Here is a 26235-nt window from a genome sequence, read left to right on the forward strand (position 1 = left end):
CAGATCGCCCACGGCGAGACCGTCCGGGAGACGGCCAACATGATCTCCTTCATGGCCGACGTCATCGGCATCCGGGACGACATGTACATCGGCAAGGGCAACGCCTACATGCACGAGGTGGTGGACTCCGTCACCCAGGGCCACAAGGACGGCGTGCTGGAGCAGAAGCCCACTCTGGTCAACCTCCAGTGCGACATCGACCACCCCACCCAGTGTATGGCCGACATGCTGCACATCATCCATGAGTTCGGCGGCGTGGAGAACCTGAAGGGCAAGAAGGTTGCCATGACCTGGGCCTACTCCCCCAGCTACGGCAAGCCCCTCAGCGTGCCCCAGGGCGTCATCGGTCTGATGACCCGCTTCGGCATGGACGTTGTCCTGGCCCATCCCGAGGGCTATGAGGTCATGCCCGAGGTCGAGGCCGTCGCCAAGGCCAACGCCGAGAAGTCCGGCGGCACCTTCACCAAGACCAACTCCATGGCCGAGGCCTTCCAGGACGCCGACATCGTGTACCCCAAGAGCTGGGCCCCCTTCGCCGCCATGGAGGAGCGTACCGACCTGTATGCCAAGGGCGACAGCGACGGCATCAAGGCCCTGGAGAAGCGCCTGCTGGCTCAGAACGCTGAGCACAAGGACTGGTGCTGCACCGAGGAGCTGATGAAGACCACCAGGGACGGCAAGGCCCTCTACCTGCACTGCCTGCCCGCCGACATCAACGGCGTCTCCTGCGTGGACGGCGAGGTCGAGGCCACCGTGTTCGACCGCTACCGCGACCCCCTGTACAAGGAGGCCTCCTACAAGCCCTACGTTATCGCCGCCATGATCTTCCTGGCCAAGTGCAAGGATCCCCAGGCCGTCCTGAAGGCTCTGGAGGAGCGCGGCGCCAAGCGCCAGTTCAGCCTGTAAGCAGTTCCATCCCGTAATCCCGGGGCGGGGAGGCACCCTCTCCCCCGCCCCGGAGCGCCCCGGCCCGTCCGCAGATATACGGCACTCCCGGTATGTGCGGCCGGGCCGGGCTTTCTTTCACAGGAGGTAATATTTCATGGATAAAAAACGAATTGTTATCGCCCTGGGCGGCAACGCTCTGGGCAACAACCTGCCTGAGCAGATGATCGCCGTCAAGCAGACCTCCAAAGCCATCGCCGACCTGATTGAGGAGGGCCACGAGGTGGTCATCGCCCACGGAAACGGCCCCCAGGTGGGCATGATTCAGGCCGCCATGACCGAGCTGACCCGCTCCGACCCGGAGAAGTACATCCCCTGCCCCCTGTCCGTGTGCGTGGCCATGAGCCAGGGCTACATCGGCTACGACCTGCAGAACGCCCTCCGGGAGGAGCTGCTGGACCGGGGCATCAGCAAGGGCGTGGCCACCGTGCTGACCCAGGTGGAGGTGGATCCCGCCGACCCGGCCTTTGCCCACCCCACCAAGCCCATCGGCTCCTTTATGACCAAGGAGGAGGCCGACAGGATGGTGGCGGAGCGGGGCTACGACATCATCGAGGACGCCGGCCGGGGCTACCGCCGGGTGGTGGCCTCCCCCAAGCCCCAGGGCATTGTGGAGATTGACACCATCCAGGCCCTGGTGGAGTCCGACCACGTGGTGGTGGCCTGCGGCGGCGGCGGCATCCCCGTGTTCACCACCGAGGGACACCATCTGAAGGGCGCGGCCGCGGTCATTGACAAGGACTTCGCCTCCTGTGTCCTGGCCCAGCAGCTGGACGCCGACTGCCTCATCATTCTCACCGCCGTGGAGAAGGTGGCCGTCAACTTCGGCAAGCCCAACCAGAAGTGGCTGGACTCTCTCACCCCCGACGAGGCCCGCAAATACATGGACGAGGGCCACTTTGCCCCCGGCTCCATGCTGCCCAAGGTCCAGGCGGCGGTCCAGTTCGCCCAGTCCAAAGCGGGCCGCACCGCCCTCATCACCCTGCTGGAGAAGGCCAAGGACGGCATCGCCGGCCGCACCGGCACCCGCATCCAGGCCTGAGCAAGGTTTCTTCTGTACAAAAAGGGTGCACGTCCGCTGGACGCGCCCCCTCAGCGTGTCGAAAAACCTCCCAGAAGGGGAAGCCTCGCAGAGTTCCGTCATCCGCAGATGACGGAATCAAATGAAAATCCGTCATTTCCGGGGACATGCGCCTTGGAAATGACACTTCTCGCCCAAGGTGGACCGACTTTTCCGCCAGGAATCGAGGTCCACCTTGGGCGCATCTCCCTCGGGAAAGTGGCTTCCGCCACTTTCCCGACAGCTCAAAAGGAGGCGCGCCCGGACGGGCGCGCCTCCTTTCAGACATTGGTGCTTACAGCTTCTCGGTGAAGCTCATGCAGCCGGTGGGGCAGTTTTCCACACAGGTGCCGCAGCCGGTGCACTTCATGGGGTTGACCTGGGCCAGGCAGTGGTCCATGGTAATGGCCCCCTCGGGGCAGACCTTGCTGCACTTGGTGCAGCCGATACAGCCGGCCTTGCACACGTCCATGACGGCCTTGCCCCGGTTGTAGTTGGAGCAGCGGTCAAAGACCTTCTGCTTCTTGGGGAAGATGCCGATAACGTGGTTGGGGCAGGCGGTCTCGCACAGGCCGCAGCCGATGCAGGCGTCCCGGTCCACCACGGCCACGCCCTTTTCAATGCGGATGGCCTGCTGGGGGCAGACGGAGACGCAGTCGCCGTTGCCCAGGCAGCCGAAGGCGCAGGCGCCGGCGCCGCCGAAGAGCAGCTTGGCGGCGGAGCAGCTGTGGACGCCCTCGTAGTTCATGCGGGGCTGGGTCTTTTCGCAGGTGCCGCCGCAGCAGACAACGGCCACCCGCTCCTCCACGGAGCCGGCCTCCACGCCCAGCACACCGGCGATCTGCACAGCGCAGCCGGCGCCGCCGGGGACGCACAGGTTGGTGCGCTGCTCCTCGCCGGAGGCCAGGGCCTTGGCGTAGCCATCGCAGCCGGCGTAGCCGCAGGCGCCGCAGTTGGCGCCGGGCAGGCACTCACGGATGGCGGGGAACTTGGGATCCTCCGGAACAGCCATGACGGTGGACGCGATGACCAGCATGACGGAGCAGATAATCGCGATAACAACAACCAGAATTACAGCCATCAGAATCGGATTCATACCGTCACCCCCCTTACTGTCCGAACAGCGTCTCGATCACACCCGCGAAGCCGTTGAAGGAGGCGGCCACGATGGCGGCGGAGACCAGCGTGATGGGCAGGCCCTTGAAGGAGTCGGGGGCGTCGCAGCTCTCGGTGCGCATACGCACGCCGGCAAACAGGACCATGGCCAGGAAGAAGCCCAGGCCGGAACCGAAGGAGTTGGCCATGGACTGGGCGAAGTTGTAGCCCTCGGTGATGTTCAGCACGGTGACGCCCAGCACGGCGCAGTTGGTGGTGATGAGTGGCAGGTAGATGCCCAGGCTCTTATAGAGCGCGGGGATGTAGCGCTTGAGGACGATCTCCACCAGCTGCACCAGGGCGGCGATGACCAGGATGAACACGATGGTCTGGAGATAGTCCATGTTGTTGGGGGTGAGCAGGTAGGTCTGAATGGGCCAGGTAACGGCGGTGGCCAGCAGCATAACGAAGATGACGGCAATGGACATGCCGGCGGCCTGGTCCAGCTTTTTGGACACGCCCAGGAAGGGGCAGATGCCCAGGAAGCGCTGCAGCACATAGTTATTGACGAAGACAGCGCTCAGGATGATAAAGAGGAGGTTTCCCCAATCCAGTTCCATCCCTTAGGCCTCCTTTCCGATCTTGCCGCACACAGCGGCGTTGGGGCAGTTGCCGCAGCCGGTGGCGGCGTGCTTCACTTTGCCGTGGGTGATCCTGGCCACCAGGGCGATGAGGCAGCCGAACACAAAGAAGCCGCCGGGCGTCTGGGTCAGGATGGGGATGTTGTAGGTGGAGAAGAAGGGCAGGGCGATGCCGGCAAAGGTACCGGAGCCCAGCACCTCGCGGATGGTGGACATGACCAGCAGGGTCAGGGTGAAGCCCAGGCCCATGCCCACGCCGTCCAGGGCGGAGTCCACCACGGAGTTCTTGCTGGCGAACATCTCGGCCCGGCCCAGAATGATACAGTTGACCACGATGAGGGGCAGGTACACGCCCAGGGCGTTGTACAGATCCTGGAAGTAGGCCTGCACCAGCATCTGCACCACGGACACGAAGCCGGCGATGACCACGATGTAGCAGGGGATGCGGACGGAATCGGGGATGATCTTCCGCAGCAGGGAGATCAGAATGTTGGAGCAGATGAGAACAATGGCGGCCGCCAGGCCCATGCCGATGGCGGTGGACACCGAGGTGGTGGTGGCCAGGGTGGGGCAGGTGCCCAGCACCAGGACCAGAACGGGGTTCTCCTTGATGATGCCGTTGGTCAGAATGGAGAGCTTGGAAGGTGCGTTATTTGCTTTCATCTCAGCCCGCCTCCTTTACAGTCTGGAGATTGGCGATGGCAATATCCACAGCGCCCTTAATGGCGTCGGAGGTGATGGTAGCGCCCGAGACGCCGTCCACCTCGCTGCCGCTGGAGACGCCGATGAAGCTGTCCATAAACTCGCCCTCGCCGAGCGGCTGGCCGTAGCCCGGAGTCTCGGCGGAAGTGTCGGCAATGGCGCCGATGATGCTGTCGTTGGCGTCAAAGAACACAGCCACAGCCACAGGGCCCATCATGCCGGTCCCGGACGCGTACACCACGGTGCCCGCGTCGGACACCTTGCCGCCGGCCACGTCGGTGAAGGACGCGCCGGGGTAGTACTGTGCCAGCACGTCGTCGGTCAGGTTGGCGGGGGCCTCGTATACCTCGGCCTCCACAGTGCCGCCGGTGGCCAGGGTGTAGGCGTCAAAAGCGGCCTGGATGGCGGTCTTCATGCCGTTGGAGGACATGGTGGCGCCGCTGGTGGCCTGGATACCGGAGGCGTCGGTCATGCCGACGAGCTGCTGCTGGAACGCAGAGCCGTCGTCGGTGACCACGGTGCCGATGCCCTGGCTCTCGCCGTGGCTGAGGACCTTGGTGCCGGTGATGGCGCCGCTGGCGTCCAGGCCCACCATGACGGACATGTCGCCGCCGTAGCCCCGGCCGGTGGCGGTGACCACATAGCCCGCGCCGTTGCCGGCGGCCTGAATTTCCGTGACGCCCTCGGGCAGCTCCACGTCGCTCATAACCTGGAAGTCGCTGCCCTCGGGGAGCACCACCTGGAGGGCGGCCTGGGCGGCGGCGGCCTCCTGGGCGGCGATGACAGGAGCGGTGAGCTCGTTGGTGACGGCCAGCGCCGCGGTGATGACAAGGCCGATGCAGGTCAGCACCACAATGGGAGAGATCAGCTTCCAGACCTTGTTTTCCGCCTTGTTTGCCTTCTGAATCATGCCTTTTCACCTCCAAACGCCTTGTGCTTGGTCAGCTTGTCAATGTGGGGCGTGAGAATATTCATCAGCAGGATGGCGTAGCTGACGCCCTCGGGGGTGGCGCCCCAGAGGCGGACCATCATGGTCAGCAGGCCGCAGCCCACGCCGTAGATCAGCTTGCCCACGTTGGTCATGGGGGAGGTGGTGTAGTCGGTGGCCATGAAGAAGGCGCCCAGGAGCAGGCCGCCGCCCATGAGCTGGACGGACAGGTCCAGGTTGGCGATCAGGGAGATCACAGCCACAGTGCCGATGTAAGCCACGGGGATGTGCCAGGAGATGACCTTGCGCACCAGCAGATACACGCCGCCGATGAGGAGGGCCAGGGCGCAGGTCTCACCCAGGGAGCCGGCGTGGTTGCCCAGGAACATGGTCATAAAACCGGGGTTGGCGGCGCCGTCGGCCAGGGGAGTGGCGGAGGATACACCGTCCAGATTGAAGGTGGTCATAGCGCCGTTGAAGCCGCAGATGAGCAGCACCACGCGGGCGGTGATGGCGGGGTTGGCGAAGTTCTGGCCGATGCCGCCGAAGAGCTGCTTGACCACCACGATGGCGATGACGCTGCCCAGGGCGGCGATCCACAGGGGGATGTCGTAGGGCAGGCAGAAGGAGAGCAGCACGCCGGTGACCACGGCGGACAGGTCGCGGATGGTGACGGGCCGCTTGACGGCTTTTTCAAAGATGAACTCGGACAGCACGGCGGCGGCCACGCACACCACGGTGACCAGCAGGGCCGGAACGCCGAAAATCACAATGGACGCGAAAAACGCAGGAGCAAGGGCGATGAGCACGTCCCGCATAATGGCCTGGGTGTCATCCTTGGCCCAGATGTGGGGCGCGGGGGTTACGGAGAGCAGCTTCACTGCTTGCTCACCTCCTTCTTGGGCTGGCTGGCCAGGAACCGCTTGGCCAGCTTGTTGTTGGTGACCAGGTCACGGCGGGCGGGGCACACATAGGAGCAGCAGCCGCACTCGATGCACAGGTCGGCGCGGATGCTCCGCAGCCACTCCACGTCCCGCTGCTCGTAGGCCTTGGAGATCTCAAAGGCCATCAGGTTCATGGGGCAGTGGTCCACGCAGCGGCCGCAGCGGATGCAGGCGGTGGTGGCGGGCTTGGCGGCATCCTTCTCGTTGAGGGCCACAAAGCCGTTGTTGTTCCACAGCAGGGGGAAGTCCAGGTCGGGCAGGGCGATGCCCATCATGGGGCCGCCGGCGAAGATCTTGGCGGGATCGCCCTTGAAGCCGCCCACGGCGGCGAACAGGTCGCCCACGGGGGTGCCGATGGGGGCGGTGACCACGCCGGGGGTCTTGACGGCGGAGCCGTCCACGGACACGGTCTTGCTCACCAGGGGCATGCCGGTGCGGAGATAGCGGGCGATGAAGGCGGCGGTGTTCACGTTGAGCACGATGCAGCCGGCGTCCTTGGGCAGCTTGCCGCCGGGCACCACACGGCCGGTGGTCTCGTGGATCAGCATCTTCTCAGCGCCCACGGGGTAGTACTCCCGCAGCTGCTTGATCTCCACGCCCTCCATGCCCTTGAAGGCGTCCTCCAGGCCCTTGGGGGGGTGCTTGACGCCCAGAATGGCCTTCTCAATGCCCAGCAGCTTCTTGACGATGCGCACGCCCTCGGCCATGTCGGCGGCGTAGTCCCGCATGGCGATGTAGTCCACGGTGCAGTAGGGCTCGCACTCGCTGCCGTTGATGATCAGCCGATCCACGGTGGCGTTGAGCTTCACCCAGGTGGGGAAGCCGGCGCCGCCCAGGCCCACCAGTCCGCTCTTGCGGACGGCGCTGAGCAGCTCCTCCATGTTGGTAACCGTGGGGACCTCGATGCCGTCCCAGACGGTCTGCTGTCCGTCGGAGGCGATGACAATGCAGTCCACCACGCTGCCGTTGGGCATGCGGAGGGACTCAATGCCCTCCACCACGCCGGATACGCTGGCGTACATCGGCACGCCGATGCCCTGGCCCTGGGAGGCGATCGGCTGGCCCACGGCCACCGTGTCGCCCTTTTTCACCAGAATGGTGCTGGTGTTGGCGCCCAGAAGCGACAGGGGTATCCGGACCCGCGCGGGCACCGGCATCTGCACAGGGGTGCAGGACGCGGTGTTTTTATGCCCCGCCAGGCGGATTCCTTTTCCCATTCCCATAGTTCTTGACCACTCCTTTTCTGCAAGGCGCGGGGCTTCCCCCGCGATTTGGGACAAATTCTGACACCTTTCGATATCTTCCGCGTTCCGCGGGTATACTGCCGGACGCCGGCGCCGGGGGCCGCTCCCTCTCTCGAAGGGCCCTCAGCCGTTGTTCAGCAGGGTCAGACGATCGTTGAGTCCGGACGTCCAGCTGACCTGTTCGTCCCGGGTGATGAACACGGCCTCCACGCCCTCCAGGCGCTCCACAAAGGCGGTCCCCTCCTCCAGCCCCATGGCGAACACGGTGGTGGAGAGGGCGTCGGCGTCAAAGGCGTCGCCGGCCAGTATGGTGATGCCCGCCAGCTCGTTCTGCACGGGCCAGCCGGTGGAGGTGTCCAGAATGTGGTGGTAGCGCACGCCGTCCAGGTCAAAGCCGCGCTCGTAGATGCCGCTGGTGACCACGGCGCTGTCGTGCACCGGCACCACGGCGATGCTCTCGCCGGTGGTGGAGTCGGGGTCCTGAATGCCGATGTTCCAGTCGGTTCCGTCGGGCTTGGAGCCGATGACAAGCACGTTGCCGCCAAAGTTGAGGATACCGCAGGTGACGCCCCGCTCCACCAGGAAGTCCCGGATGCGGTCGGTGATGTACCCCTTGGCAATGGCGCCCAGATCGATGGTCTCCCCCGCGGGGAGCTGGACGCCCTGATCGTTTATGTCTATCTTGGTGTAGTCCACGCGGGACGCGGCCTCGGCCAGCGCGGCCTCGTCGGGCAGAACGCCCATGTTCTCGCCGGTAAAGTCCCACAGGGCCACGCAGGGCTCGATGGTGATGTCAAACCTGCCGTCGGAGAGCTCGGAGTACTCCAGGGCCTTCTCAATGATGTCCCGGGTGTCCTGACTGACGGCCACCCGTTCGCCATTGGCGTGGTTGATCTTCCACACGTCGGAGCCCTCCGTGGTCTTGCTCAGCAGGTCGTCGTACCGCTGGCACTCGGCCATGGCGTCGTCCAGGACGCTCTCGTCGTCGGTGTAGGCCTCAATGGTGATGACGGTGTCGAAGAAATAGCCCACCCGGCTCTGCTTGGGCAGTCCGGCCTCCACAGCGGGAGAGCTGGTGGGCGCCGCCGATCCCCCGGCACTCTGGGGCTGGCAGGCGGCGAGCAGGCCCAGAGCCAGGGCGGCCGCCAGGGCGGCGGCGATGGTACGGTGCTTCATTTGGGTTCCTCCTGGGGGTGATCCTGTTTGGTTTCCTTGCCCGGCATGGACACGTTCTCCAGCCCGGATGCCTTCAGCCCCTGGATGGCATACTTGCCCGCGATGCCGGTGAGGACGCCGGTGACCACGGCGGCCACCAGCAGGAAGGGCACATAGCCCATCAGTGCCGCAGTGTTCACCATGAGCGCGGCCACGGCGGTCTGGCCCACATTGTGGAACACGGCGCCCACCACGGACACGCCGATGATGGACACATTGCCGCCGCCCAGCTTTTTGACCAGCAGCATCATCACCAGGCTGCACAGTCCGCCGCCCAAGCTGAACATCATGGCGGACACGCCGCCGTACAACAGCCCGGACAGCCCCACCTTCAGAATCATCAGCACAAAGGCGCTCCTGGTGTCCAGCAGGTAGATGGCGTAGAGCAGCACGGTGTTGGCCAGCCCCAGTTTAATGCCGGGAATGCTGCCGGGCATTGGGATGAGGCGCTCAATATAGCCCAGCACCACGGCCGCCGCCGTCAGCAGGGCCATGCGTGTCAGCCAGCGGACCCTCTGACGGCTCCTCCGCCGGTTCACGTGGTCTCCTCGCTGGCCAGGCGCAGTTCAATGGAGATGCCGTTGGGCAGGCACACAATCCAGTTGCGCATGGGCCGGGTATCCACATTCTCCCCGGTCATGGTACCCTGTTCCACGCAGTCCTGGTTCTCACAGGTGGAGTCGGACATATAGACCTTGCCGTCCTTAATCTGCACATGGTTGACCATGCCGTTGCCCTGGTCAATTTCAATCAGCTTGTCCTCGCTGAGGGGGTCGGCCTCATAGAGGGCGTCGTTGACGTAGATATAGACGAAATCCTCCACGGCACTCTCACGGGACTGAAACAGATTGAATGCCATAAACATGGCAAATGCCACAGCCAGTACTGCCACAATAATAATGATGTCGCGCTTTTTCATGGAAGTGCTGTCCTCCAAGCATATGTTTGTTTGGGCGCAGAGCTGATATGTATGAGCCGTTCCGGCCCATGTACCGGGATTTTACGGCCGCGCCGGTGTAAGCAATAGGCGGCCGGCTCCGCCATACATATGCATAGCAAAGCACCCGCAAAAGCGAGCTGTATTAGTATACCGCGACTCGGCCGGATTCGCAAGCAGTTTAGACAATATTTGTTCACTTTTCTCGCGGTCTTTTCCCATTTTTACTACAATGCCTTTAATTCAGGCAAAAAAGACGGGGAGTTTGTGAAATTTGTAGCACAATTGCCCAAGGGGCTCTGCCATTCTCGTTTCTGAGGGGAAATGTATTCCTGCGCTTGACAAACATCTGTTCCAATGTCATAATATTCGTACAAACGTTCTTACACTTTGGAGGAATGCCCCATGGAGCTGATGGACAAGCTGACGATACTCGCCGACGCGGCCAAATATGACGCCGCCTGTACCTCCAGCGGGCTGGACCGGGCCGGCCGGCCGGGGACCATGGGCTCCGCCATGGCCGCCGGCTGCTGCCACTCCTTCTCCGCGGACGGGCGGTGCATCTCCCTGCTGAAGGTGCTGCTCACCAACCGCTGCATTTACGACTGCCAGTACTGCGTCAACCGCCGGTCCAACGATGTGCGCCGGACGGCCTTTACCCCCCGGGAGCTGTGCGAGCTGACCATGGGCTTCTACCGGCGCAATTATATTGAGGGCCTGTTCCTGTCCTCCGCCGTGTGGGTCAGCCCGGACAGGACCACCGAGCTGATGATTGAGACCCTGCGTCTCCTCCGGCAGGAGTACGCCTTCAGCGGATACATCCACGCCAAGGCCATCCCCGGGGCCGACCCTCTCCTCACCCACCGGCTGGGCCTGCTGGCCGACCGCCTTTCGGTGAACATCGAGCTGCCGTCCGAGCAGTCCCTGGGCCTGTTGGCCCCTGACAAGGCCAAGGCCTCCATTCTCACCCCCATGGCCCAGATAAGAGACGGCATCGCCGCCTCCAAAGGGGAGCTGGCCCTGTCCCGGAAGGCGCCCAGATTCGCCCCGGCGGGGCAGTCCACCCAGATGATTGTGGGGGCAACGCCGGAGACCGATTTTCAGATTCTCCGCCTCACCGAGGGGCTGTATAAAAAGTACCGGCTCAAGCGGGTGTTCTTCTCCGCCTACATGCCGGTGTCCGACAGCAAGCTGCTCCCCGCCCCCCAGGGCTTCAAGCCGCCCCTGCTGCGGGAGCACCGCCTCTACCAGGCGGACTGGTTGCTGCGGTTCTACCACTTTGAGGCCGGGGAGCTGCTGGACGAGGCCCATCCAAATTTCAACCCCCTGGTGGACCCCAAATGCTCCTGGGCCCTGAGCCATATGGAGCGCTTCCCCGTGGAGGTAAACACCGCCGACTACGAGACCCTGCTGCGGGTGCCCGGCATCGGCGTCACCTCCGCCCGCCGCATTCTCTCGGCCCGGCGGTGGGGGGCCCTCACCTTTGAGGGGCTCAAGAAGCTGGGGGTGGTGCTCAAGCGGGCCCAGTACTTCCTCACCTGCTCGGGGAAGACGGCGGAGGGCCTGCGGGTGAAGGAGGACGGCATCCTCCGACACCTGGTGGCCCTGGAGCGGCCCATGCTCTCCCGGGAGGCCCCGGAGCAGCTGAGCCTGTTTGAGGAGACGGGATAATGGGACACTGCGATATGACCGGCTGGCCCCAGGTGGCCTACACCTACGACGGGAGCTTCAACGGCTTCCTCACCTGCGTCTACGAGAGCTATGTCCACCGCGAGCGGGCGGCGGCCTTCTCCGCCCCCGGTCAGGCCCAGCTCTCCCTCTACCCCGAGCGGCCGGTGGACACCCACCCGGACCACGCCCGGCGGGTGCGGCTGTCCCTGCCACGCCGCCTGTCCCCCCAGGGGGCCCGGCTGGTGGTATACGGCTTCCTCACCGCCCTGCCGGAGCGGGAGCAGAGCCTGTACGACTTCCTGGCCCTGGGGTTTGAGCGGGGGCCGTCGGTGCTCCACGATCTGACCGACGAGCGGGTGTTTACCCTGGACCGGGCGGTGCGATACCTCACCGGGGAGGCCCATCTGCTCAAGGGGTTTGTCCGCTTCTCCGACCAGAGCGGCGTCCTGACGGCGGAGATTGAGCCCCGGAACCGGGTGCTCCCCCTGCTGCGGCCCCATTTCTGCGCCCGGTACCCGTCGGAGGCCTTTGTCATCTACGACCGCACCCACCGGGAGGCCCTCTTCTACCGGCCGGGACAGTGGGCCATCGTCCCCCTGGAGGACTTCCGGGTGGCCGGGCCGGACAGGAGCGAGCGGGACTGGCGGGTCCTGTGGCGGCGTTTTTACGATACGGTGGCCATTGAGGGACGGTATAATCCCCGCTGCCGCATGACCCACATGCCCAAACGGTACTGGGGCTGCATGACAGAATTTCAGACCGATCCGCCGGAGGAGCGTCCGGCCATGCCCGAAGGCGCGGAATAGCGGCCGGATCAGAAAACGGGGGCCGGAGCAATGCTCCGGCCCCCGTTCAGAGTGTCGAAAAACTTCAGTTGAGCAGAACCCGCCTGGACTGGGGCGGGGGAGCGCGAGGGGGCAGCGGCCCGCCTCGCGTGGGAACGAATGCCCCGGAAGCCTTGCGCGGCAAGGTTTCCGGCCAGCGAAGCGAGGACTTTTCCGCCGCTGTGCGGCGGAAAAGTAACGGCATTCCTGCAGGCTGTCGAAAAAGTCCTTGGACTTTTTCGACAGCCTGCAGGACCGGAGCGACGCTCCGGTCCCTGTTTTCCAGGCGTTACTCCTCGTCCCAGTCGGCGTAGTCGTCGTACTCAGAGTGGCAGCAGCAGGCCTTCTTTTCCGCCAGCTTGTCCCGGGCGCAGCTCAGCACTGCGGTAATCTTGTCCCAATAGGCAATCACGCAGCAGGCAGCGGCGGCCACTATCGCGCACACAGCCACCAGTTTCAGCACGAATTGGACGACCTTCTTCATGTCTGTCGCCTCCTCTTATGAAGTGATAGTAATAGTGTACACGTTTTCCGGCCAAATTACAATGACCTGTACAAACTTTTTCCCTTGTATTTTGGACGGAAATAGAATAAAATATAGGAACGAATGAGAAGAAACCAGCTGCCTTACGGCAGTCATCCCCCCATAGAAAGGAAGGATCCCCATGAAGCTGCAGACCGAGAAGGGCGAGATACGCATCAGCAGCGATGTGTTCAGCAACATCACCGGCGCCGCCGCCACCAACTGCTACGGCGTCAAGGGCATGGCCGTGCGGTCCACCACCGACGGACTGGTCCATCTGCTGCGCAGAGAGTCTATGGCCAAGGGCGTCAAGGTCCGCTATCACGACGACTCCAGCGTCTCCATCGAGCTCCATATCATTGTGGACAACGGCGTCAACCTGACGGCTGTGTCCCGCTCCATCATGAGCGAGGTCAAGTATGTGGTCAGCCGTACCACCGGCGTGGAGGTCCGCAATGTGGACGTCTACATTGATTCCATGGTGATCGGCTGAGTACGCGCTCCGCCGGACCTGTATGACAGAAAGGAATATCGACATGAGAGATACCATTGACGGGGCGTCGTTTCAGCGGATGGTAATCCACGCCGCTGCCTCCATCAATTCACGCAAGCAGGAGATCAACGAGCTCAACGTTTTCCCTGTGCCTGATGGCGACACCGGCACCAACATGTCCCTGACCATCTCCACCGCCGCGGCAGAGATGAAGAAGAAGGCCGCGTCCACCGTGGGCGAGGCCGCCGCCATGAACGCCTCCGCCCTCCTCCGGGGCGCCCGGGGCAACTCCGGCGTGATTTTGTCCCTGCTGTTCCGGGGCTTCTCCAAGGCCGTGAAGGACAAGGAGACCATTGACGGCCGGGATCTGGCCGTGGCCCTGGACTGGGGCGTGGCCGCCGCCTACAAGGCGGTGATGAAGCCCGCCGAGGGCACCATCCTCACCGTTTCCCGCCTCTCCGCCGCCCAGGCCGCCGCCACCGCCCGGGAGAACAACAGCGTGGAGGCGGTGCTCCAGGCCGCCATCGACGAGGGCCACATAGCCCTGGACAACACCATCAATCAGAACCCGGTGCTCAAGAAGGCCGGCGTGGTGGATGCCGGCGGCAAGGGCTTCCTGGTGATTCTCCAGGGCATGCTGGACGAGCTGCGTGGCGAGCCCATGCCCGAGGATGCCGACGAGAGCGCGCCCGCCGCGCCCAAGGACCGGGCTGATTTTGAGAGCTTCTCCACCGAGGAGATCAAGTTCGGCTACTGCACCGAGTTCATCTGCTCCCGGGACAACAGGAAAAAGGACCCGGAGGCCCTCCGGGGCTTCCTCAACGCCCTGGGCGACTCTCTGGTGCTGGTGGAGGACGACGACATCATCAAGGTCCATGTCCACACCAACCACCCCGGCAAGGTGCTGGAGGAGGCCCTGACCTACGGCGCCCTCCAGACCGTGAAGATTGAGAACATGCGCAACCAGCACAGCGAGATCCTGGAGGAGGCCGCCCAGGCCCCCGCCCAGGAGGAGCACAAGGCCGCCGCGCCGGAGAAGCCCTACGGCTTTGTGGCCGTGTGCGCCGGCGAGGGTGTGGCGGCCGTGTTCCGGGATCTGGGGGCCGACGGCATCATCAGCGGCGGCCAGACCATGAACCCCTCCACCGAGGACATTATGCGGGAGATTGACAAGACCCCCGCCGAGGTGGTCTTTGTTCTGCCCAACAACAAGAACATCATCATGGCCGCCGAGCAGTGCGTCCGCCTGGCGGAGGGCAAGCGGGTTGTGGTCCTGCCCAGCAAGACGGTGCCTCAGGGCATCTCCGCCCTGCTGGCCTTTGACCCGGACAGCTCCGTGGAGGAGAACACCGAGGCCATGGGCGACGCCCTCAAGCGGGTGAGCACCTCTGAGATCACCTATGCCGCCCGGGACTCCGACTTTGACGGCTTCGCCATCAAGCAGGGCGACTACCTGGCTCTGGCCGAGCACCAGCTCTTCGGCACGGATCAGGATATCTATGCCCTCCTCCGCCGCCTGGCTGAGGCCCAGCCCCAGCAGGAGGCCGAGTTCATCACCGTGTTCTACGGCGAGGACGTGCAGGAGGCCGACGCCCAGAAGGCCCTGGCCATCTTCCAGGAGGCCTGCCCCAAGGCGGAAATCACCCTTCTGGCCGGCGGCCAGCCCGTGTATTACTACATGATCTCCGCCGAATAATCATTCATGCACGCAGGGGCGGCCAGCAGGCCGCCCCTGTTTTTTACTGAAAAGGAGGATTCAGCATGTACGACTTTACCACCCTCCGCCCCCGGCGGGGTATGGGCGCGGAAAAATGGTCCACATTTGAGGCGATGGATGTGGACAACCCGGCCCTGGTCCCCTACTCGGTGGCGGACATGGAGTTCGCCGCGGCCCCTCAGATTACCGCCGCCATCCAGAAGGCCGCGTCCTTCGGCGTCTACGGCTACACCACTGCCGACGGCCCATACAGGCGGGCGGTGTGCCGCTGGATGGCCCGCCGCCACGGCTGGACCGTGGAGCCGGAGTGGATGTTCCAGACCTTCGGCGTGGTGCCCGCCATGAACCTGGCCGTCCACGCCCTGATCCAGCCCGGCGAAGGGGTTATTATCCAGCCGCCGGTGTACCCGCCCTTCCGCAGGGTGGTGGAAAACACCGGCCGCAGGGTGTGGGAGAACCCCCTGAAGCTGGAGAACGGCCGGTACGTCATGGACCTGGAGGGGCTGGAGGCTCTGGCGGCCCGGCCCGACGTGAAGCTGTTCTTCCTCTGCTCCCCCCACAACCCGGTGGGGCGGGTGTGGACCCGGGCGGAGCTCCAGGCGGCGGCGGACATCTGCGCCCGCCACGGCGTCACCGTGTTCTCCGACGAGATCCACGCCGACTTTGTCCACCCCGGCCATGTCCACACCCCCTTTGCCGCCCTGGACGGCCCCGCCGCCGCAGGGTGCATCGTGGGCACCTCGGCCAGCAAGAGCTTCAACCTGGCGGGACTGGCCACCGCCAACATCATCGTCCCCGACAGCGGCCTGCGCGCCGCCCTGCTGGACAGGCAGGTGGGGTATACCGGGGAGTTCACCAGCTACTTCGGCCTGGCGGCCACCCGGGCGGCCTATGAGGAGGCGGAGGACTGGCTGGAGGAGCTGCTGGCCGTTATCCAGGGCAATTATGAATACTGTAAGGCGTTTCTTATCGAAAAATTCCCCTCCGTCGTCACCTATCCTCTGGAGGGCACCTATCTGATGTGGTGCGACTTCCGCAGCCTGGGCCTGACGCCCGAGGCGCAGGAGAAGTTCTTCCTCTCCTGCCAGCTCTGCCTGGACGAGGGCTATATCTTCGGGTCACAGGGCGCGGGCTTTGAGCGCATCAACCTGGCCTGCCCCCGCCCGTGCCTGGAGGCGGCCATGGAGCGGCTGGACAAGGCGGCAGAGGGCCTGCCCCGCTGAGTTTTTCGTTTGTGAAATATCTATCTTATATGTTACATTTTTGACCTATATTGTTTTATTTTTCTCAATATCAGGTTAAAAATTAAACTTATTTGCAACCTATTGACTTCTTCAGAAAGACATGTATACTTAATACAAGGACAGATGAGAGAAAAGAAATATAAAACCTCTGTTTCCCACCCGGCGGGGCTCTGGCCTGTAAATCTGATGAAGGAGAGGCGTTGAACATGGGAAGTTATGTGATGGCGGAGGCCGCCGAGGTCTGCGCTCTGCCCCAGGCGGAGGCTGAGGCTCTTGCTCAGACCGGCGCGAAGCGGAGTTCCAACCTCCTCACCGGCGCCATGGCCCGGAGGGTGGGCATCTACCTGCTGGGCGTGCTGATTCTGGCCGTGGGCAATACCCTGAGCACCCGGGCCCAGCTGGGTGTGTCCCCCATCATCTCCCCCGCCTACGCCATCTCGGAGATCTGGCACATTGACTTCGGTGTGGCCACCATGGGGGTGTACATGGTCTTTATGGCCGTGCAGTTTATCCTCCAGGGCAGACGCACCCGCAAGCTGGACCTGCTGGAGATTCCCTTCTCCCTAATGTTCAGCTTTCTGCTCAACCTGTTCACCGCCGGCTTTGACCGCCTGGCGGTCCCCCTGGGGCTGGATACCCCCGCTCTGTGGCAGAAAATCCTGCTGCTGGCCGGCTCCGTGGTCTTTACCGGCGTGGGCGCGGCCATGATTGTGGCCATGGACCTGGTGACCAGTCCCCCCGACGGCATGGCCCGGGCAGCGGGCATGGCCATGGGCAAGGGCCTGGGGCTGGGCAAGAACACGGTGGATGTGGCCTGCGTCATCGTGTCGGTATCCCTGTGCCTCCTGGCCGCCGGGCACGTGGTGGGCATCGGCGTGGGCACCCTGGCGGCCATGGTGGCCATTGGCCGGTGCGTGGCCGTGTTCAACCGGCTGGCCCTGGAGCCCATGCGGAAGGCAGCGGGGCTGTGGCCTGCCTGCCCTGCCGGGGCCGAGTGCAGTCTGAACCATAAATAACAACAAAACAATCCCGCGAGAGCGCTGCTCTCGCGGGATTGTCAGCGTGTCGAAAAACCTCCCAGAAGGGGAAGCCTCGCAGAGTTCCGTCATCCGCAGATGACGGAATCAAATGAAAATCCGTCATTTTCGGGGACATAAAATGACACTTCGCATGAGATTTTTGCCGACAATTTCATCAGAAATCGAGGCAAAAATTTCATGAAGCTCCTTCGAACAAGTGGCGGAAGCCACTTGTTCGACAGCCTGAATCCCGCGAGAGCGCTGCTCTCGCGGGATTGTTTGCGTTTACAGAACCTTGGACAGGAAGTCGATGGTGCGCTGCTCCCTGGGGTTGGCGAAGAAGGCGTGGGGTTCGTTCTGCTCCAGAATATGGCCGCCGTCCATGAACAGCACCCGGCTGCCCACCTCCCGGGCAAAGCCCATCTCGTGGGTGACCACTACCATGGTCATCCCCTCGTCGGCCAGCTCCTTCATTACGTCCAGCACCTCGCCCACCATCTCGGGGTCCAGGGCGGAGGTGGGCTCGTCAAAGAGCATCACCTTGGGCTTCATGGCCAGGGCCCGCACAATGGCGATGCGCTGCTTCTGGCCGCCGGAGAGCTGGCTGGGGTAGGACTCGGCCCGGTCCTTCAGGCCAACCCGGTCCAGCAGCCTTATGGCGGTCTCGTCCGCCTCCTCCTGGCTCATCAGCTTGGTCTGCACGGGGGCCAGGGTGATGTTCTTCCGGATGGTCATGTTTGGGAAGAGGTTGAAGTGCTGGAACACCATGCCCATCTGCCGACGCACGGTGTTGATGTCGGTCTTGGGGTCGTTGATCACCGTGCCCTCAAAGGTGATGGTGCCCTTGGTGGGGGTCTCCAGCAGGTTCATGCACCGCAGGAAGGTGGACTTGCCCGAACCGGAGGGGCCGATGATGACCACCTTTTCCCCCTGCTCAATGTGCTCGGAGATATCGTCCAGCACCAGATGGCTGCCAAAGGACTTGCTCAGATGTTCAACGTCGATCACTGGTGCGCAGCCTCCTTTCCATGCGGGCAAAGATGATGGACAGCACCTTGGTGATGCAGAAATAGGCCACGGCGATGATGAGCAGCGGGCCAAAGGCATCGTAGGTCTTGCTCTGGATGGCGGAGTAGACCTTGGTCAGGTCGGTGAGGGCGATGTAGCCCACCACGGCGGTCTCCTTCACCAGCACGATAAACTCGCTGGTGTAGGTGGGCAGGCAGTTCTTAATGGCCTGGGGGAAGATGATGTGCCACATGGTCTGGGTCTTGGTGAGGCCCAGGGAGCGGCCGGCCTCCATCTGCCCCGGGTCAACCGCGTTGATGCCGGAGCGGTAGATCTCCGCCATATAGGCCGAGGAGTTGAGACCAAAGGCCACAATGGCCACCACCATCTTGTTGTCGGTGACGTTGAGGAGCACCACATTGTACATAATCAGCAGCTGTACCACGACGGGGATGCCCCGGATGATATCGATGTAAGCCTGGGCGGGCCAGCGCAGGATCTTATATTTGGACAGCTTCATCAGGCACAGCACCATGCCCAGCACGGTGCTGATGCAGATGGCCCCCAGGGTGATGGACACCGTCACCCCCAGGCCGTCCAGGTACAGCCGCCACCGGTCCTGGTAGAGGAAGGCCTGATAGAGCTTGTCCAGCAAGTCGAGGATCATTTCCACGGCGATCCCTGCCTCCTTGTTGTAAATTGGTCATAGGGCACAGGAGAGCCTGCTCCGCACAGAGGGCGGCGCAGGCTTCCTGGTATGGCGCTTGGATTGTGGGCGCGGGGCTCAGGCCTGGGGCTTGGCCACCACGATGGACTGCACGGCCTCATAGTAGCCGTCGGTGAAGTTGGCGTTCTTCTCCCGCTCTTCGTCCCGGGTCAGGCCGGCGGCGATGAAGTCAATCCGGCCGGACTGGAGGGCGGGGATAAGGGCGTCGAAGTCCATATTCTCGATCTGCAGGTCGTAGCCCATGGTTGCGCAGAGATAGGTGGCGTAGTCGATGTCGAAGCCCACCGGGTTGCCCGCGTCGTCCAGGTACTCAAAGGGCTCGAACTCGCAGTTGGTGCCCATCACCAGGGTGCCCTTGGACTCGTAGGCAGGCAGCTCGGGGAGCTGGGCGTCCTCATTCTTGGAGATATTCTTGTCCACAATGGCATCGAAGGTACCGTTCTCATTCAGAGTCGCCATGGCGGCGTTGAACTCCTCGGCCAGGGCGGCGCCCTCGTCGTTCTTCTGGGTGGCGATGGCGTAGGTCTCGCTCTCCTCGCTGGCGGGGAAGGGCAGCAGCATCAGCGCGTCGGGGTTGGCGTCCACCAGGGACTGGGCGGGGTTGGTGTCCACGATCACGCAGTCCACCCGGCCGTTCATGAGTTCCATGCCGCACTGGGCCACGGCCTTGAAAGCGCTGACCTCAGCGCCCTCGATGGCAGAGGCCACGTCGTTGCCGGTGGTGCCCTCCTGAACGGCGATCTTGGCGCCCTTCAGGTCATCCACAGAGGTCCAGGCGGCGGGGCCGGTGACCTCGGCGGTCTGGCTCTCGCTGGGAGTGGTGCTGTTGGAGGGAGCGGGGGTGCCGGTGTCGCCGCCGGTGGTATCGCTGCCGCAGCCGGAGAGCAGGGAAAGGCTCATGCCGGCGGCAAGTGCAAGTGCGAGAATCTTCTTCCAAGTCTTCATATTCATTCTCTCCTTCATCCTTTTGGGTTTTTTGATTGAGTGGATTATACACCTCATGCAGGAATAATGCAAGGGTTTTTTGAATTTTTGTGGTGTGCATTCAAATGAAGGTGAATGAATATTCAATTTAAGTCAATTTGTCCATACGGGGGACTGGAGCTGGAGACGGAGGCGGGAAAAAGACCGGCGCCGCTGCTGCGGCGCCGGTCTTGGTTTCATTTAATCGAAGCCCAGGCCGAAATAGCCCGACCGCTCCTCGCCCCAGGCCTGGCGCAGGTCCTCCCGCAGCCACTTGACCATGGCAAAGGGCTGAATATAGCTGCCGGGCAGGCCGTCCCACAGGGCGGGCGTGCGGACAAAATACCGGTCGGCCGGAAGCTTCTCTTTTATTAAGGATACGGCCCCCTCCAGCAGGGCGGGGGAGATCAGCAGCTCCTTGATGGCCAGGCTCCTGTCGCCGGTGTACTCAGCGGCGGCGCAGCCCTCCCTATCTTCCATCACAATCCGGTAGAGCCCGGCGCCGCTCAGGCGGGAGGCGCCCTCCTGAAAGGCCAGCAGCTTCTCGCCGTACCGGGCGTGGAATGTGCCGGAGAGCAGGCGCTCCCGCAGCGCGCCGTAGGCGGCGGCGTCCACCGCCTCCAGGCTGCTCTTGGCCGGAAGGGGCGGCGCCATGCGCTCCAGCAGCTCCGCCCGCCGGTTGGAGAAGCACTCGGTGAAGCCCACGGTCTCAAAGAACTTGAACAGCCCGGCCTCGGCGGGCACTACGGTGATGCAGTCCACACCCCGCTCCCGCAGGTACATCTCCGCGTACTGGAGCAGGGCGCGGCCGTACCCCTGCTTGCGGGCGCTGGGATCGGTGGCCAGCGCGTACACATAGGAGGAGGTCAGCTTTCCCCCGCCGGGCAGCGCCACCTCAAGGGGCAGCAGGGCCAGCATGCTGCACAGAACGCCGTCCTCGGACAAGATCAGCACATCCTCCGGCCTGGCGCAGGTGCTGTAAAAAAGCTCGATATACGCCTCGTCGTCGCCAAACGCCGCCTTCCAAAGGCCCTTCTGCGCCTCCAGCTCCTCCGCTTTGGAGGGACGGATTTCTACCATAGTATCACCCATCCTTCTGATTGAATATACGCCGGTTTCCGGCGGCCCGTGTCGCCCGTTATGACTGCCAGACTGCGCTGTACTTTTCCACCATCAAGTCGGGATAGTAGGACGCCTTGGCCTTCCGCAGGCCCTCCACCCCCATGTCGTCCTCCCGGTTCAGATAGCGGACCTCGGGGTGGCGCTCCCGCACCCAGCGGGCAAACTCCCGGTTGATCATGGCGTAGGCGCCCTGCAGCTCCCCGTAGGCCTTTTCAAAGTGGACGTCGAAGGTGTCGGAGGAGAGCATGTCGCCCATGGTAAAGGCCACCACCTCGCCGTACACCCGGATGAGTCCGCCCTCCAGGCCCAGCGCGTGGTAATGCTCAATGGCCAGGCGGAGGGCCCGGCCCTCGTCCCCCAGGTCCCGCTCCTCGGCGGCGCCCTCCCGGATCATGCTCCGCCGGTACCACTCCTTATCCATCTCCAGGCACTCGGCCAGGCTGTCGGGGGTAATGGGCTCGTAGACCCAGGTGGGGTTGTTCTCCAGAAAGCGGTTGATGTGGTTGCGCTTTCCGTGGAGCTTTTTGCCGCCCAGGTCGGCCAGACGGTCGATCTCATAGAGGTAGTCCCAGCCGTCCCGGTCGGGCGCAAACCGGAACCGGCCGGGGAACAGGGCCTCCAGCGCCTGGGTCTGCTCCCGGGTGAGGCATACCAGCCGCAGCGGCTGGCCCCGCTCCTCCGCGTCAGTCCGGAGGGCGGAGATAACCGCCTTCCAGTCGCCGCTGCCGGCGGGGTAGAGGTAGCTGCAGCCCAGCCCGCCGCACAGGTGTACCACCAGAAAATCCTCCAGCCTTGCCACCTGATGGCGGTAGGCGTCCTTCCACGCGAAGAGGTTGGTAAAATTATACTCACAGCCCCGATAGTCGGAACGGCGGAGCAGCTGGTCTATCCACGCCTTGTCCGCCAACTGGGGCATTCGGAATTCTATCATAGAATGCATGCGCTCCAATGTCAAAGAGTATACGCCCGCGTTTCCCGCAGACGTTCTTATCTATTCTACCACATATCCTAGTGAGAAACAATGAATTTATTCCCGAATGTGGATCTTTTTTCCGCCGGATCCGTGGTAATAAGAAAATAAAATTGTGAACTTTTTGACGCGATAGACATGGAAATCAGGAGAGAATGTGAAGAAAATAACTCTGCTTCACAGACGGAGAAAAGTATGCTATGATAAAACAAAGGAGGGAACGCATATGACCGTTGTCCGAAAGTTCCGCAGTGCGGAAGAGATCCGGCGCCTGCGCCGGATGGCATGTTCCGTCCCCGAGGAGGTGATGCTCCGGGAGGTGGAAGGGGATGTCCTGGCCGACGCCAAGTCCCTCATCGGTCTCTTTGCCCTGGACTACTCCCGTCCCGTGTGCATTATCACCGAATCCCAGGAGCTGCTCTCCCAGCTGGATTATCTGGACGAGGAGGCACAGTGCGCATCTTTTTAATTTAAGGACAGGCTAAAGATAGCTGTTTGAGCAAAGTATCTGGATGTTGTTTAAAATTATTTCAAAAAACTAAGGTAAGACATTTTTTAACTAAAAAATAGGCAGATAATAATCCATAATATTTTACTTAATGGGTAATGAAGATTGTGGAAAGCGACTATTGATTCAAATAAGCCTCCGATGATATACTGGGGATGCCTAAAGGAGGTGACCTTAAATGGTGTTTGAAGCAAAGTTCGATTCCTTCAACGAGATTGCCGAGGTGCAGAAGCTGGCCCAGGCAGTGGAAGAGCCGGTGTTTTTTGAGTCCGGGGACGGTTCCGTGCGCATTGACGCCGGGTCCTTTATCGGTCTGTTTGTGCTGGACTTCTCCAAGCCGGTCAAGGTCGTCACCGACTCTGTGTATGTGATTCGCCGCCTGGAGCTGGCGAGCAGAGCGAAACTGGCGGCCCGGAAGGCATAAGCGCCTTCCCGCAATAAAAACTGAGGTGCGGCGTACTGCGCAGAGCGGTGCGCCGCTTTTTATATGCACAGGAGCCTCCGGCTGATAGCCGGAGGCTCCTCAGTCTGTCGAAAAAGTGGCTTCCGCCACTTTTTCGAAGGAGCTTCATGAAATTTTCGCCTCGATTTCTGATGAAATTGTCGGCAAAAATTTCACGAGAAGTGTCATTTTCGAGGCGCATGTCCCCGAAAATGACGGGTTTTCATTTGATTCCGTCATCTGCGGATGACGGAACTCTGCGAGGCTTCCTCTTCTGGGAGGTTTTTCGACACGCTGAGGAGCCTCCGGCTGATAGCCGGAGGCTCCTTGATTTACTGGGCGCGGAAATAGACGATCCCCGTGGCGCCCGGGCCTGCATGTGTGCCCACGACGCTGCCGATGTCGCTGGCATAGACGGTGGCGGCCCCGATCATATCGGCAAAGAAGGCCTGGCACTCGGCCATGGCCTCGGGAGCGTTGGAGTGGCCGAAGGCCACGGGCAGGGACAGGTCGGGTGCCTCCTTCTCCATCCGCTTGGCAATCCACTGGAAGGCGGCCTTCCGGCCCCGGGCCTTGCCGATGCCCTCCACCAGGCCGTTTTCAATGGTGATAATGGGAGAGATATTCAGCAGCGCGCCCACCACGGCGGAGGCGGTGGAGATGCGCCCGCCCATCTTCAGGTATTTCAGTGTGTCCACCACGGCCAGCAGCCGCAGGCGGCCCGCCAGTTCCTCCAGCCGGGCGGCCAGCTCCCCGGCGGAGAGCCCCTGATCCCGCAGGGAGGCGGCCACCTCCACCAGCAGGCCAAGGGCAAAGGTCACGGTGCGGGAGTCCACAACATGGATGCGGTCCTCGCCGTCCACCATGTCCCGGGCGATGAGGGCGCTCTGGCAGGTCCCCGACATGGCGCCGGAGATGAAGATGCCTACAATCTCATCCCCCTGGTCCAGGTACTTCCGAAACAGGTCGGCAAAGACTTCAGGGTTGATCTGGGAGGTGGTGGGCAGGGTCTCCGCCTTGGAGAGACGGTCGTAGAACTCCGCGTTGGTGATGTCCACGCCATCCCGGAAGACCTCCTCCCCAAAGTGAACCGAGAGGGGGATGACATCCACGCCCAGAGCTTCCCGGCGCGCGGGAGAGAGGTCGCTGGTGCTGTCGGTAACAATACGGATCATTTTACATACCTCCTGCTGTTGTCTTACAGCGTTCCACTTTTTTCTCTCATCTGTTCCATAGCGGCGGGCGGTGCGGCCTGCCCTGCGGTGCGGCAGGAAGCGGCCGCCTTTTCCTGAAGGAAACCGTCCACCCGGCCCAGCGCCCGGACAAAGACCTGGGCCTCCTCCTGGGAGAGAGAGCTGAGAATGTAATCCACCAGCTCCTCGTGAAAGCGCTCGTGCTCCCGGTTGGCCTGACGGGCCTTTTCGGTGGGCAGGATGCGCACCACCCGCTTGTCGTACGCGTCCCGGCGGCGCTCCAGATAGCCCTTTCGCTCCAGCAGGGACACCGCCGTGGTCAGGGTGCCCGCCGTCACCCGCTGGGCGGCGGCGATGGCGGTGGCCCGGTTGTCCAGCCCCAGATCTGCCGCCCGGCATACCTCTTCAATCAGGTGAAGCTCCCGGAGAGACAGCTCCCCCTTCACGCTGGACAGCGCCAGCTCCTCTGTTTTAAGAACCTCATGGAACACCTCAACCAGAAACCGGTTGAGCGCCTCGCGGTGCTGGTCCACGGCCTTCGCCCCCCCTTTTCAAAAATATATGGAATGGTCCTTATATGCCCGATTCAGTAGCAATTATATAGGAGATACTGCAAAAGTCAAGCATATTTTGAATGCCAAATTAAATATCCGTCATACCCGCCCGGGCTGCCGCATAAATTTTCCCATGAAGGGATGGGATACAGATGAAAAGGGACAGGCACAACGGGATTCAGTGGGGCAGAGTGCTCCGGCGGAGCGCGGCGCTGGTAATGGTCACGGCGGCGCTGTGGGCGCTGCTGGCGGCGGCGGGCGCCGGCGCGGCGGCCGAGGCATTCCGGGCCCTGGGGGAGGACGGCGGCTTTGTCTCCGCCGTCCTCCGGGCGGAGCTGGGAGAGGTGGAGGGGGCCGGGGGGCCCTTTGAGGCCCTGGACCGGTGGGGCCGGCTGGTGGTGGGACAGTCCACCCTGCTGCGGAGCAACGAGGAGGCGGTGGCCCAGTGGCTGGCTGGAGAGAATGGCGCCGGGGCAGCGGAGCCGGAGGCGCCGGCGGACCCGGCGAAGCCCTCCCCCACCCCGGAGGCTGAGGACCCGGAGGACCCGGCAAGCCTCCCTGCCGTCACCACCGCGCCCGACGACATCATTCCCCGCACGCTGGTGCCCTCCTCGGGCAGCGGATACACCCGGGCGGACGGGGTATATATTTACAATACCACCGGCGTGGAGGTGGACGCGGCGGCGCTGGCCTCCGCACAGGTGAATATTACGCTGGGCGACCCGGCGGAGCCCCAGATTCTCATCATGCACACCCACGCCACGGAGGCGTACACGCCCGATGGCACGGATGTGTACGTCCAGACCGACAACAGCCGCACCCTGGACAACACTCAGAACATGGTCCGCATCGGGGAGGAGATGAAGGAGGTCTTTGAGGAGATGGGGCTGTCCGTCCTCCACGACGAGACGCCCTACGACTATCCCCAGTACAACGGGGCCTACGGCCGGTCGGGCGTGGGGGTGGAGGCCTATCTGGAGCAGTACCCCTCCATCAAAATCGTGCTGGACGTCCACCGGGACGCCCTCATCGGGGAGGACGGCACGGTCTACAAGCCACTCACCACCGTGGACGGCCAGGACACCGCCCAGGTCATGCTGGTCATGGGCAGCCCGGAGGCAGGGGACTACCCCCGATGGATGGAAAACCTGACCCTGGCGATGAAAATTCAGAAGAGCATGGACACCCTCTACCCCACCCTGGCCCGCCCCATCACCATCCGGGGCAGCTCGGTGTACAACCAGGAGCTGACCAACGGATCGCTGCTGGTGGAGGTGGGCGCCCACGGCAATACCCTTCAGGAGGCCATCCGGGGCGCCCGGCTCTTTGCCCGGGCTGCGGGACAGGTCCTGCTGGAGCTGGAGGGGGATGGATAAGCGGGAGGGAAGCGGGCGCCCGGGGCCGAGACTGCCGAAAAAGGCTGTACGGCGGAAGCCGCTCGATTTTTCAAAATTGCCTCCTTTGCACTGCCCGTCTCCCGGACCAGAGGGATTCTTTTCAACCGCTTTTTCAGCACGCGGCACAATTACGCACAGCCCGGGACTTC

At 63.0% G+C, this 26235-nt stretch carries 28 protein-coding genes; 11 read left to right on the plus strand and 17 right to left on the minus strand.

What is annotated here, in order from left to right; genetic code table 11:
• Both ygeW and arcC read left to right on the plus strand, forming a co-directional pair.
• Nucleotides 1-906 (plus strand): knotted carbamoyltransferase YgeW (gene ygeW, locus QZY67_RS04355; protein WP_295368732.1); only part of this gene is annotated, 906 nt, incomplete at its 5' end.
• A 136-nt stretch (nt 907-1042) separates the two neighbouring features.
• The gene (gene arcC / locus QZY67_RS04360; protein WP_294535925.1) at nt 1043-1987 is read left to right on the plus strand and encodes a carbamate kinase; all 945 of its coding nucleotides are present in this window, start codon (nt 1043-1045) and stop codon (nt 1985-1987) included.
• 313 nt (nt 1988-2300) lie between these two features.
• Here arcC and QZY67_RS04365 read toward each other — a convergent pair whose 3' ends face one another.
• From QZY67_RS04365 to QZY67_RS04405, 9 genes are all read right to left on the minus strand, one after another.
• Entirely contained in the window at nt 2301-3101 is an 801-nt protein-coding gene (locus tag QZY67_RS04365) for an RnfABCDGE type electron transport complex subunit B (protein ID WP_294535923.1), read from the minus strand.
• Between the two features lie 13 nt (nt 3102-3114).
• Nucleotides 3115-3720 (minus strand): electron transport complex protein RnfA, encoded by a 606-nt coding sequence (locus tag QZY67_RS04370; RefSeq protein ID WP_294535921.1) that lies wholly within the window; start codon nt 3718-3720, stop codon nt 3115-3117.
• A 3-nt stretch (nt 3721-3723) separates the two neighbouring features.
• Nucleotides 3724-4404 carry an electron transport complex subunit E gene (locus QZY67_RS04375; protein WP_294535919.1) on the minus strand — a complete coding sequence of 227 codons (681 nt, stop codon included), beginning with the start codon at nt 4402-4404 and terminating at the stop codon, nt 3724-3726.
• A 1-nt stretch (nt 4405) separates the two neighbouring features.
• Nucleotides 4406-5353 (minus strand): FMN-binding protein, encoded by a 948-nt coding sequence (locus QZY67_RS04380; protein ID WP_295368733.1) that lies wholly within the window; start codon nt 5351-5353, stop codon nt 4406-4408.
• Nucleotides 5350-6252: an RnfABCDGE type electron transport complex subunit D gene (locus tag QZY67_RS04385; RefSeq protein WP_295368734.1), complete on the minus strand. Its 903-nt coding sequence runs from the start codon at nt 6250-6252 to the stop codon at nt 5350-5352. Before QZY67_RS04385 ends, QZY67_RS04380 begins: the two co-directional genes overlap by 4 nt.
• Nucleotides 6249-7538 (minus strand): RnfABCDGE type electron transport complex subunit C, encoded by a 1290-nt coding sequence (locus tag QZY67_RS04390; RefSeq protein ID WP_294535913.1) that lies wholly within the window; start codon nt 7536-7538, stop codon nt 6249-6251. The genes QZY67_RS04385 and QZY67_RS04390 overlap by 4 nt, the downstream gene beginning before the upstream one ends.
• 144 nt (nt 7539-7682) lie before the next feature.
• Nucleotides 7683-8735 carry an FAD:protein FMN transferase gene (locus QZY67_RS04395; protein ID WP_295368735.1) on the minus strand — a complete coding sequence of 351 codons (1053 nt, stop codon included), beginning with the start codon at nt 8733-8735 and terminating at the stop codon, nt 7683-7685.
• Entirely contained in the window at nt 8732-9313 is a 582-nt protein-coding gene (locus QZY67_RS04400; RefSeq protein WP_295368736.1) for a Gx transporter family protein, read from the minus strand. Before QZY67_RS04400 ends, QZY67_RS04395 begins: the two co-directional genes overlap by 4 nt.
• Nucleotides 9310-9693: a NusG domain II-containing protein gene (locus QZY67_RS04405; RefSeq protein WP_294535904.1), complete on the minus strand. Its 384-nt coding sequence runs from the start codon at nt 9691-9693 to the stop codon at nt 9310-9312. Before QZY67_RS04405 ends, QZY67_RS04400 begins: the two co-directional genes overlap by 4 nt.
• 423 nt (nt 9694-10116) lie before the next feature.
• Here QZY67_RS04405 and QZY67_RS04410 point away from each other — a divergent pair, with 423 nt between their 5' ends.
• Nucleotides 10117-11382 carry a putative DNA modification/repair radical SAM protein gene (locus tag QZY67_RS04410; protein WP_295368737.1) on the plus strand — a complete coding sequence of 422 codons (1266 nt, stop codon included), beginning with the start codon at nt 10117-10119 and terminating at the stop codon, nt 11380-11382.
• On the plus strand, nt 11382-12188 hold the full coding sequence (locus QZY67_RS04415; RefSeq protein ID WP_295368738.1) for a TIGR03915 family putative DNA repair protein: 807 nt from the start codon (nt 11382-11384) through the stop codon (nt 12186-12188). The genes QZY67_RS04410 and QZY67_RS04415 overlap by 1 nt, the downstream gene beginning before the upstream one ends.
• A 307-nt stretch (nt 12189-12495) precedes the next feature.
• Here the strand turns inward: QZY67_RS04415 and QZY67_RS04420 are convergent, their stop codons facing one another.
• Nucleotides 12496-12690 carry a hypothetical protein gene (locus QZY67_RS04420; RefSeq protein ID WP_294535895.1) on the minus strand — a complete coding sequence of 65 codons (195 nt, stop codon included), beginning with the start codon at nt 12688-12690 and terminating at the stop codon, nt 12496-12498.
• Between the two features lie 181 nt (nt 12691-12871).
• Between QZY67_RS04420 and QZY67_RS04425 the strand changes: the two genes are divergently transcribed.
• The 4 genes from QZY67_RS04425 (at nt 12872) to QZY67_RS04440 (ending at nt 17199) form a co-directional block, all read left to right on the plus strand.
• Nucleotides 12872-13222 carry an Asp23/Gls24 family envelope stress response protein gene (locus tag QZY67_RS04425; protein ID WP_294535891.1) on the plus strand — a complete coding sequence of 117 codons (351 nt, stop codon included), beginning with the start codon at nt 12872-12874 and terminating at the stop codon, nt 13220-13222.
• A gap of 43 nt (nt 13223-13265) precedes the next feature.
• Nucleotides 13266-14918, plus strand: coding sequence for a DAK2 domain-containing protein (locus QZY67_RS04430; protein ID WP_295368739.1), 1653 nt, complete (start codon nt 13266-13268; stop codon nt 14916-14918).
• A gap of 65 nt (nt 14919-14983) precedes the next feature.
• On the plus strand, nt 14984-16162 hold the full coding sequence (locus QZY67_RS04435) for a MalY/PatB family protein (protein WP_295368740.1): 1179 nt from the start codon (nt 14984-14986) through the stop codon (nt 16160-16162).
• 227 nt (nt 16163-16389) lie between these two features.
• The gene (locus tag QZY67_RS04440; protein WP_295368741.1) at nt 16390-17199 is read left to right on the plus strand and encodes a DUF6198 family protein; all 810 of its coding nucleotides are present in this window, start codon (nt 16390-16392) and stop codon (nt 17197-17199) included.
• 288 nt (nt 17200-17487) lie between these two features.
• On the opposite strand, the gene QZY67_RS04445 is transcribed toward QZY67_RS04440, so the two are convergent.
• The 5 genes from QZY67_RS04445 to QZY67_RS04465 all read right to left on the minus strand — a co-directional run bounded on the left by QZY67_RS04445 (nt 17488) and on the right by QZY67_RS04465 (nt 21953).
• Nucleotides 17488-18210 carry an amino acid ABC transporter ATP-binding protein gene (locus QZY67_RS04445; RefSeq protein WP_294535259.1) on the minus strand — a complete coding sequence of 241 codons (723 nt, stop codon included), beginning with the start codon at nt 18208-18210 and terminating at the stop codon, nt 17488-17490.
• On the minus strand, nt 18197-18877 hold the full coding sequence (locus tag QZY67_RS04450) for an amino acid ABC transporter permease (RefSeq protein WP_295368773.1): 681 nt from the start codon (nt 18875-18877) through the stop codon (nt 18197-18199). Before QZY67_RS04450 ends, QZY67_RS04445 begins: the two co-directional genes overlap by 14 nt.
• Nucleotides 18878-18994: 117 nt before the next feature.
• Entirely contained in the window at nt 18995-19882 is an 888-nt protein-coding gene (locus QZY67_RS04455) for a transporter substrate-binding domain-containing protein (protein WP_295368742.1), read from the minus strand.
• 219 nt (nt 19883-20101) lie between these two features.
• Entirely contained in the window at nt 20102-20980 is an 879-nt protein-coding gene (locus QZY67_RS04460) for a GNAT family N-acetyltransferase (protein WP_295368743.1), read from the minus strand.
• Between the two features lie 58 nt (nt 20981-21038).
• Nucleotides 21039-21953, minus strand: coding sequence for a phosphatidylglycerol lysyltransferase domain-containing protein (locus QZY67_RS04465; RefSeq protein WP_295368744.1), 915 nt, complete (start codon nt 21951-21953; stop codon nt 21039-21041).
• Between the two features lie 265 nt (nt 21954-22218).
• Here QZY67_RS04465 and QZY67_RS04470 point away from each other — a divergent pair, with 265 nt between their 5' ends.
• Both QZY67_RS04470 and QZY67_RS04475 read left to right on the plus strand, forming a co-directional pair.
• Nucleotides 22219-22461, plus strand: coding sequence for a hypothetical protein (locus QZY67_RS04470; protein WP_294535267.1), 243 nt, complete (start codon nt 22219-22221; stop codon nt 22459-22461).
• Nucleotides 22462-22678: 217 nt separating this feature from the next.
• A complete protein-coding gene (locus tag QZY67_RS04475; protein WP_294535269.1) occupies nt 22679-22924 on the plus strand; it encodes a hypothetical protein in 246 nt (81 codons plus the stop codon).
• A gap of 350 nt (nt 22925-23274) precedes the next feature.
• Here QZY67_RS04475 and QZY67_RS04480 read toward each other — a convergent pair whose 3' ends face one another.
• Together QZY67_RS04480 and QZY67_RS04485 are read right to left on the minus strand one after the other, a co-directional pair.
• Nucleotides 23275-24117, minus strand: a complete 843-nt coding sequence (locus QZY67_RS04480; RefSeq protein ID WP_295368745.1) for a DegV family protein — start codon at nt 24115-24117, stop codon at nt 23275-23277.
• Nucleotides 24118-24140: 23 nt separating this feature from the next.
• The gene (locus QZY67_RS04485; RefSeq protein ID WP_295368746.1) at nt 24141-24668 is read right to left on the minus strand and encodes a MarR family transcriptional regulator; all 528 of its coding nucleotides are present in this window, start codon (nt 24666-24668) and stop codon (nt 24141-24143) included.
• 173 nt (nt 24669-24841) lie between these two features.
• On the opposite strand from QZY67_RS04485, the gene QZY67_RS04490 reads away from it, so the two are divergent.
• The gene (locus tag QZY67_RS04490) at nt 24842-26065 is read left to right on the plus strand and encodes a stage II sporulation protein P (RefSeq protein ID WP_295368747.1); all 1224 of its coding nucleotides are present in this window, start codon (nt 24842-24844) and stop codon (nt 26063-26065) included.
• Nucleotides 26066-26235: the final 170 nt, after the last annotated feature.

This window comes from uncultured Pseudoflavonifractor sp., assembly GCA_904419835.1.
GTDB lineage: Bacteria > Bacillota > Clostridia > Oscillospirales > Oscillospiraceae > Pseudoflavonifractor.

What these genes read in the sequence shown, in the direction of transcription:
- arcC (WP_294535925.1), top strand. Translation starts at nt 1,043, where the DNA reads ATGGATAAAAAACGAATTGTTATCGCCCTGGGCGGCAACGCTCTGGGC.
- QZY67_RS04365 (WP_294535923.1), bottom strand. Translation starts at nt 3,101, where the DNA reads ATGAATCCGATTCTGATGGCTGTAATTCTGGTTGTTGTTATCGCGATT.
- QZY67_RS04370 (WP_294535921.1), bottom strand. Translation starts at nt 3,720, where the DNA reads ATGGAACTGGATTGGGGAAACCTCCTCTTTATCATCCTGAGCGCTGTC.
- QZY67_RS04375 (WP_294535919.1), bottom strand. Translation starts at nt 4,404, where the DNA reads ATGAAAGCAAATAACGCACCTTCCAAGCTCTCCATTCTGACCAACGGC.
- QZY67_RS04380 (WP_295368733.1), bottom strand. Translation starts at nt 5,353, where the DNA reads ATGATTCAGAAGGCAAACAAGGCGGAAAACAAGGTCTGGAAGCTGATC.
- QZY67_RS04390 (WP_294535913.1), bottom strand. Translation starts at nt 7,538, where the DNA reads ATGGGAATGGGAAAAGGAATCCGCCTGGCGGGGCATAAAAACACCGCG.
- QZY67_RS04395 (WP_295368735.1), bottom strand. Translation starts at nt 8,735, where the DNA reads ATGAAGCACCGTACCATCGCCGCCGCCCTGGCGGCCGCCCTGGCTCTG.
- QZY67_RS04405 (WP_294535904.1), bottom strand. Translation starts at nt 9,693, where the DNA reads ATGAAAAAGCGCGACATCATTATTATTGTGGCAGTACTGGCTGTGGCA.
- QZY67_RS04410 (WP_295368737.1), top strand. Translation starts at nt 10,117, where the DNA reads ATGGAGCTGATGGACAAGCTGACGATACTCGCCGACGCGGCCAAATAT.
- QZY67_RS04415 (WP_295368738.1), top strand. Translation starts at nt 11,382, where the DNA reads ATGGGACACTGCGATATGACCGGCTGGCCCCAGGTGGCCTACACCTAC.
- QZY67_RS04420 (WP_294535895.1), bottom strand. Translation starts at nt 12,690, where the DNA reads ATGAAGAAGGTCGTCCAATTCGTGCTGAAACTGGTGGCTGTGTGCGCG.
- QZY67_RS04425 (WP_294535891.1), top strand. Translation starts at nt 12,872, where the DNA reads ATGAAGCTGCAGACCGAGAAGGGCGAGATACGCATCAGCAGCGATGTG.
- QZY67_RS04430 (WP_295368739.1), top strand. Translation starts at nt 13,266, where the DNA reads ATGAGAGATACCATTGACGGGGCGTCGTTTCAGCGGATGGTAATCCAC.
- QZY67_RS04435 (WP_295368740.1), top strand. Translation starts at nt 14,984, where the DNA reads ATGTACGACTTTACCACCCTCCGCCCCCGGCGGGGTATGGGCGCGGAA.
- QZY67_RS04440 (WP_295368741.1), top strand. Translation starts at nt 16,390, where the DNA reads ATGGGAAGTTATGTGATGGCGGAGGCCGCCGAGGTCTGCGCTCTGCCC.
- QZY67_RS04450 (WP_295368773.1), bottom strand. Translation starts at nt 18,877, where the DNA reads ATGATCCTCGACTTGCTGGACAAGCTCTATCAGGCCTTCCTCTACCAG.
- QZY67_RS04455 (WP_295368742.1), bottom strand. Translation starts at nt 19,882, where the DNA reads ATGAAGACTTGGAAGAAGATTCTCGCACTTGCACTTGCCGCCGGCATG.
- QZY67_RS04460 (WP_295368743.1), bottom strand. Translation starts at nt 20,980, where the DNA reads ATGGTAGAAATCCGTCCCTCCAAAGCGGAGGAGCTGGAGGCGCAGAAG.
- QZY67_RS04465 (WP_295368744.1), bottom strand. Translation starts at nt 21,953, where the DNA reads ATGATAGAATTCCGAATGCCCCAGTTGGCGGACAAGGCGTGGATAGAC.
- QZY67_RS04470 (WP_294535267.1), top strand. Translation starts at nt 22,219, where the DNA reads ATGACCGTTGTCCGAAAGTTCCGCAGTGCGGAAGAGATCCGGCGCCTG.
- QZY67_RS04475 (WP_294535269.1), top strand. Translation starts at nt 22,679, where the DNA reads ATGGTGTTTGAAGCAAAGTTCGATTCCTTCAACGAGATTGCCGAGGTG.
- QZY67_RS04480 (WP_295368745.1), bottom strand. Translation starts at nt 24,117, where the DNA reads ATGATCCGTATTGTTACCGACAGCACCAGCGACCTCTCTCCCGCGCGC.
- QZY67_RS04490 (WP_295368747.1), top strand. Translation starts at nt 24,842, where the DNA reads ATGAAAAGGGACAGGCACAACGGGATTCAGTGGGGCAGAGTGCTCCGG.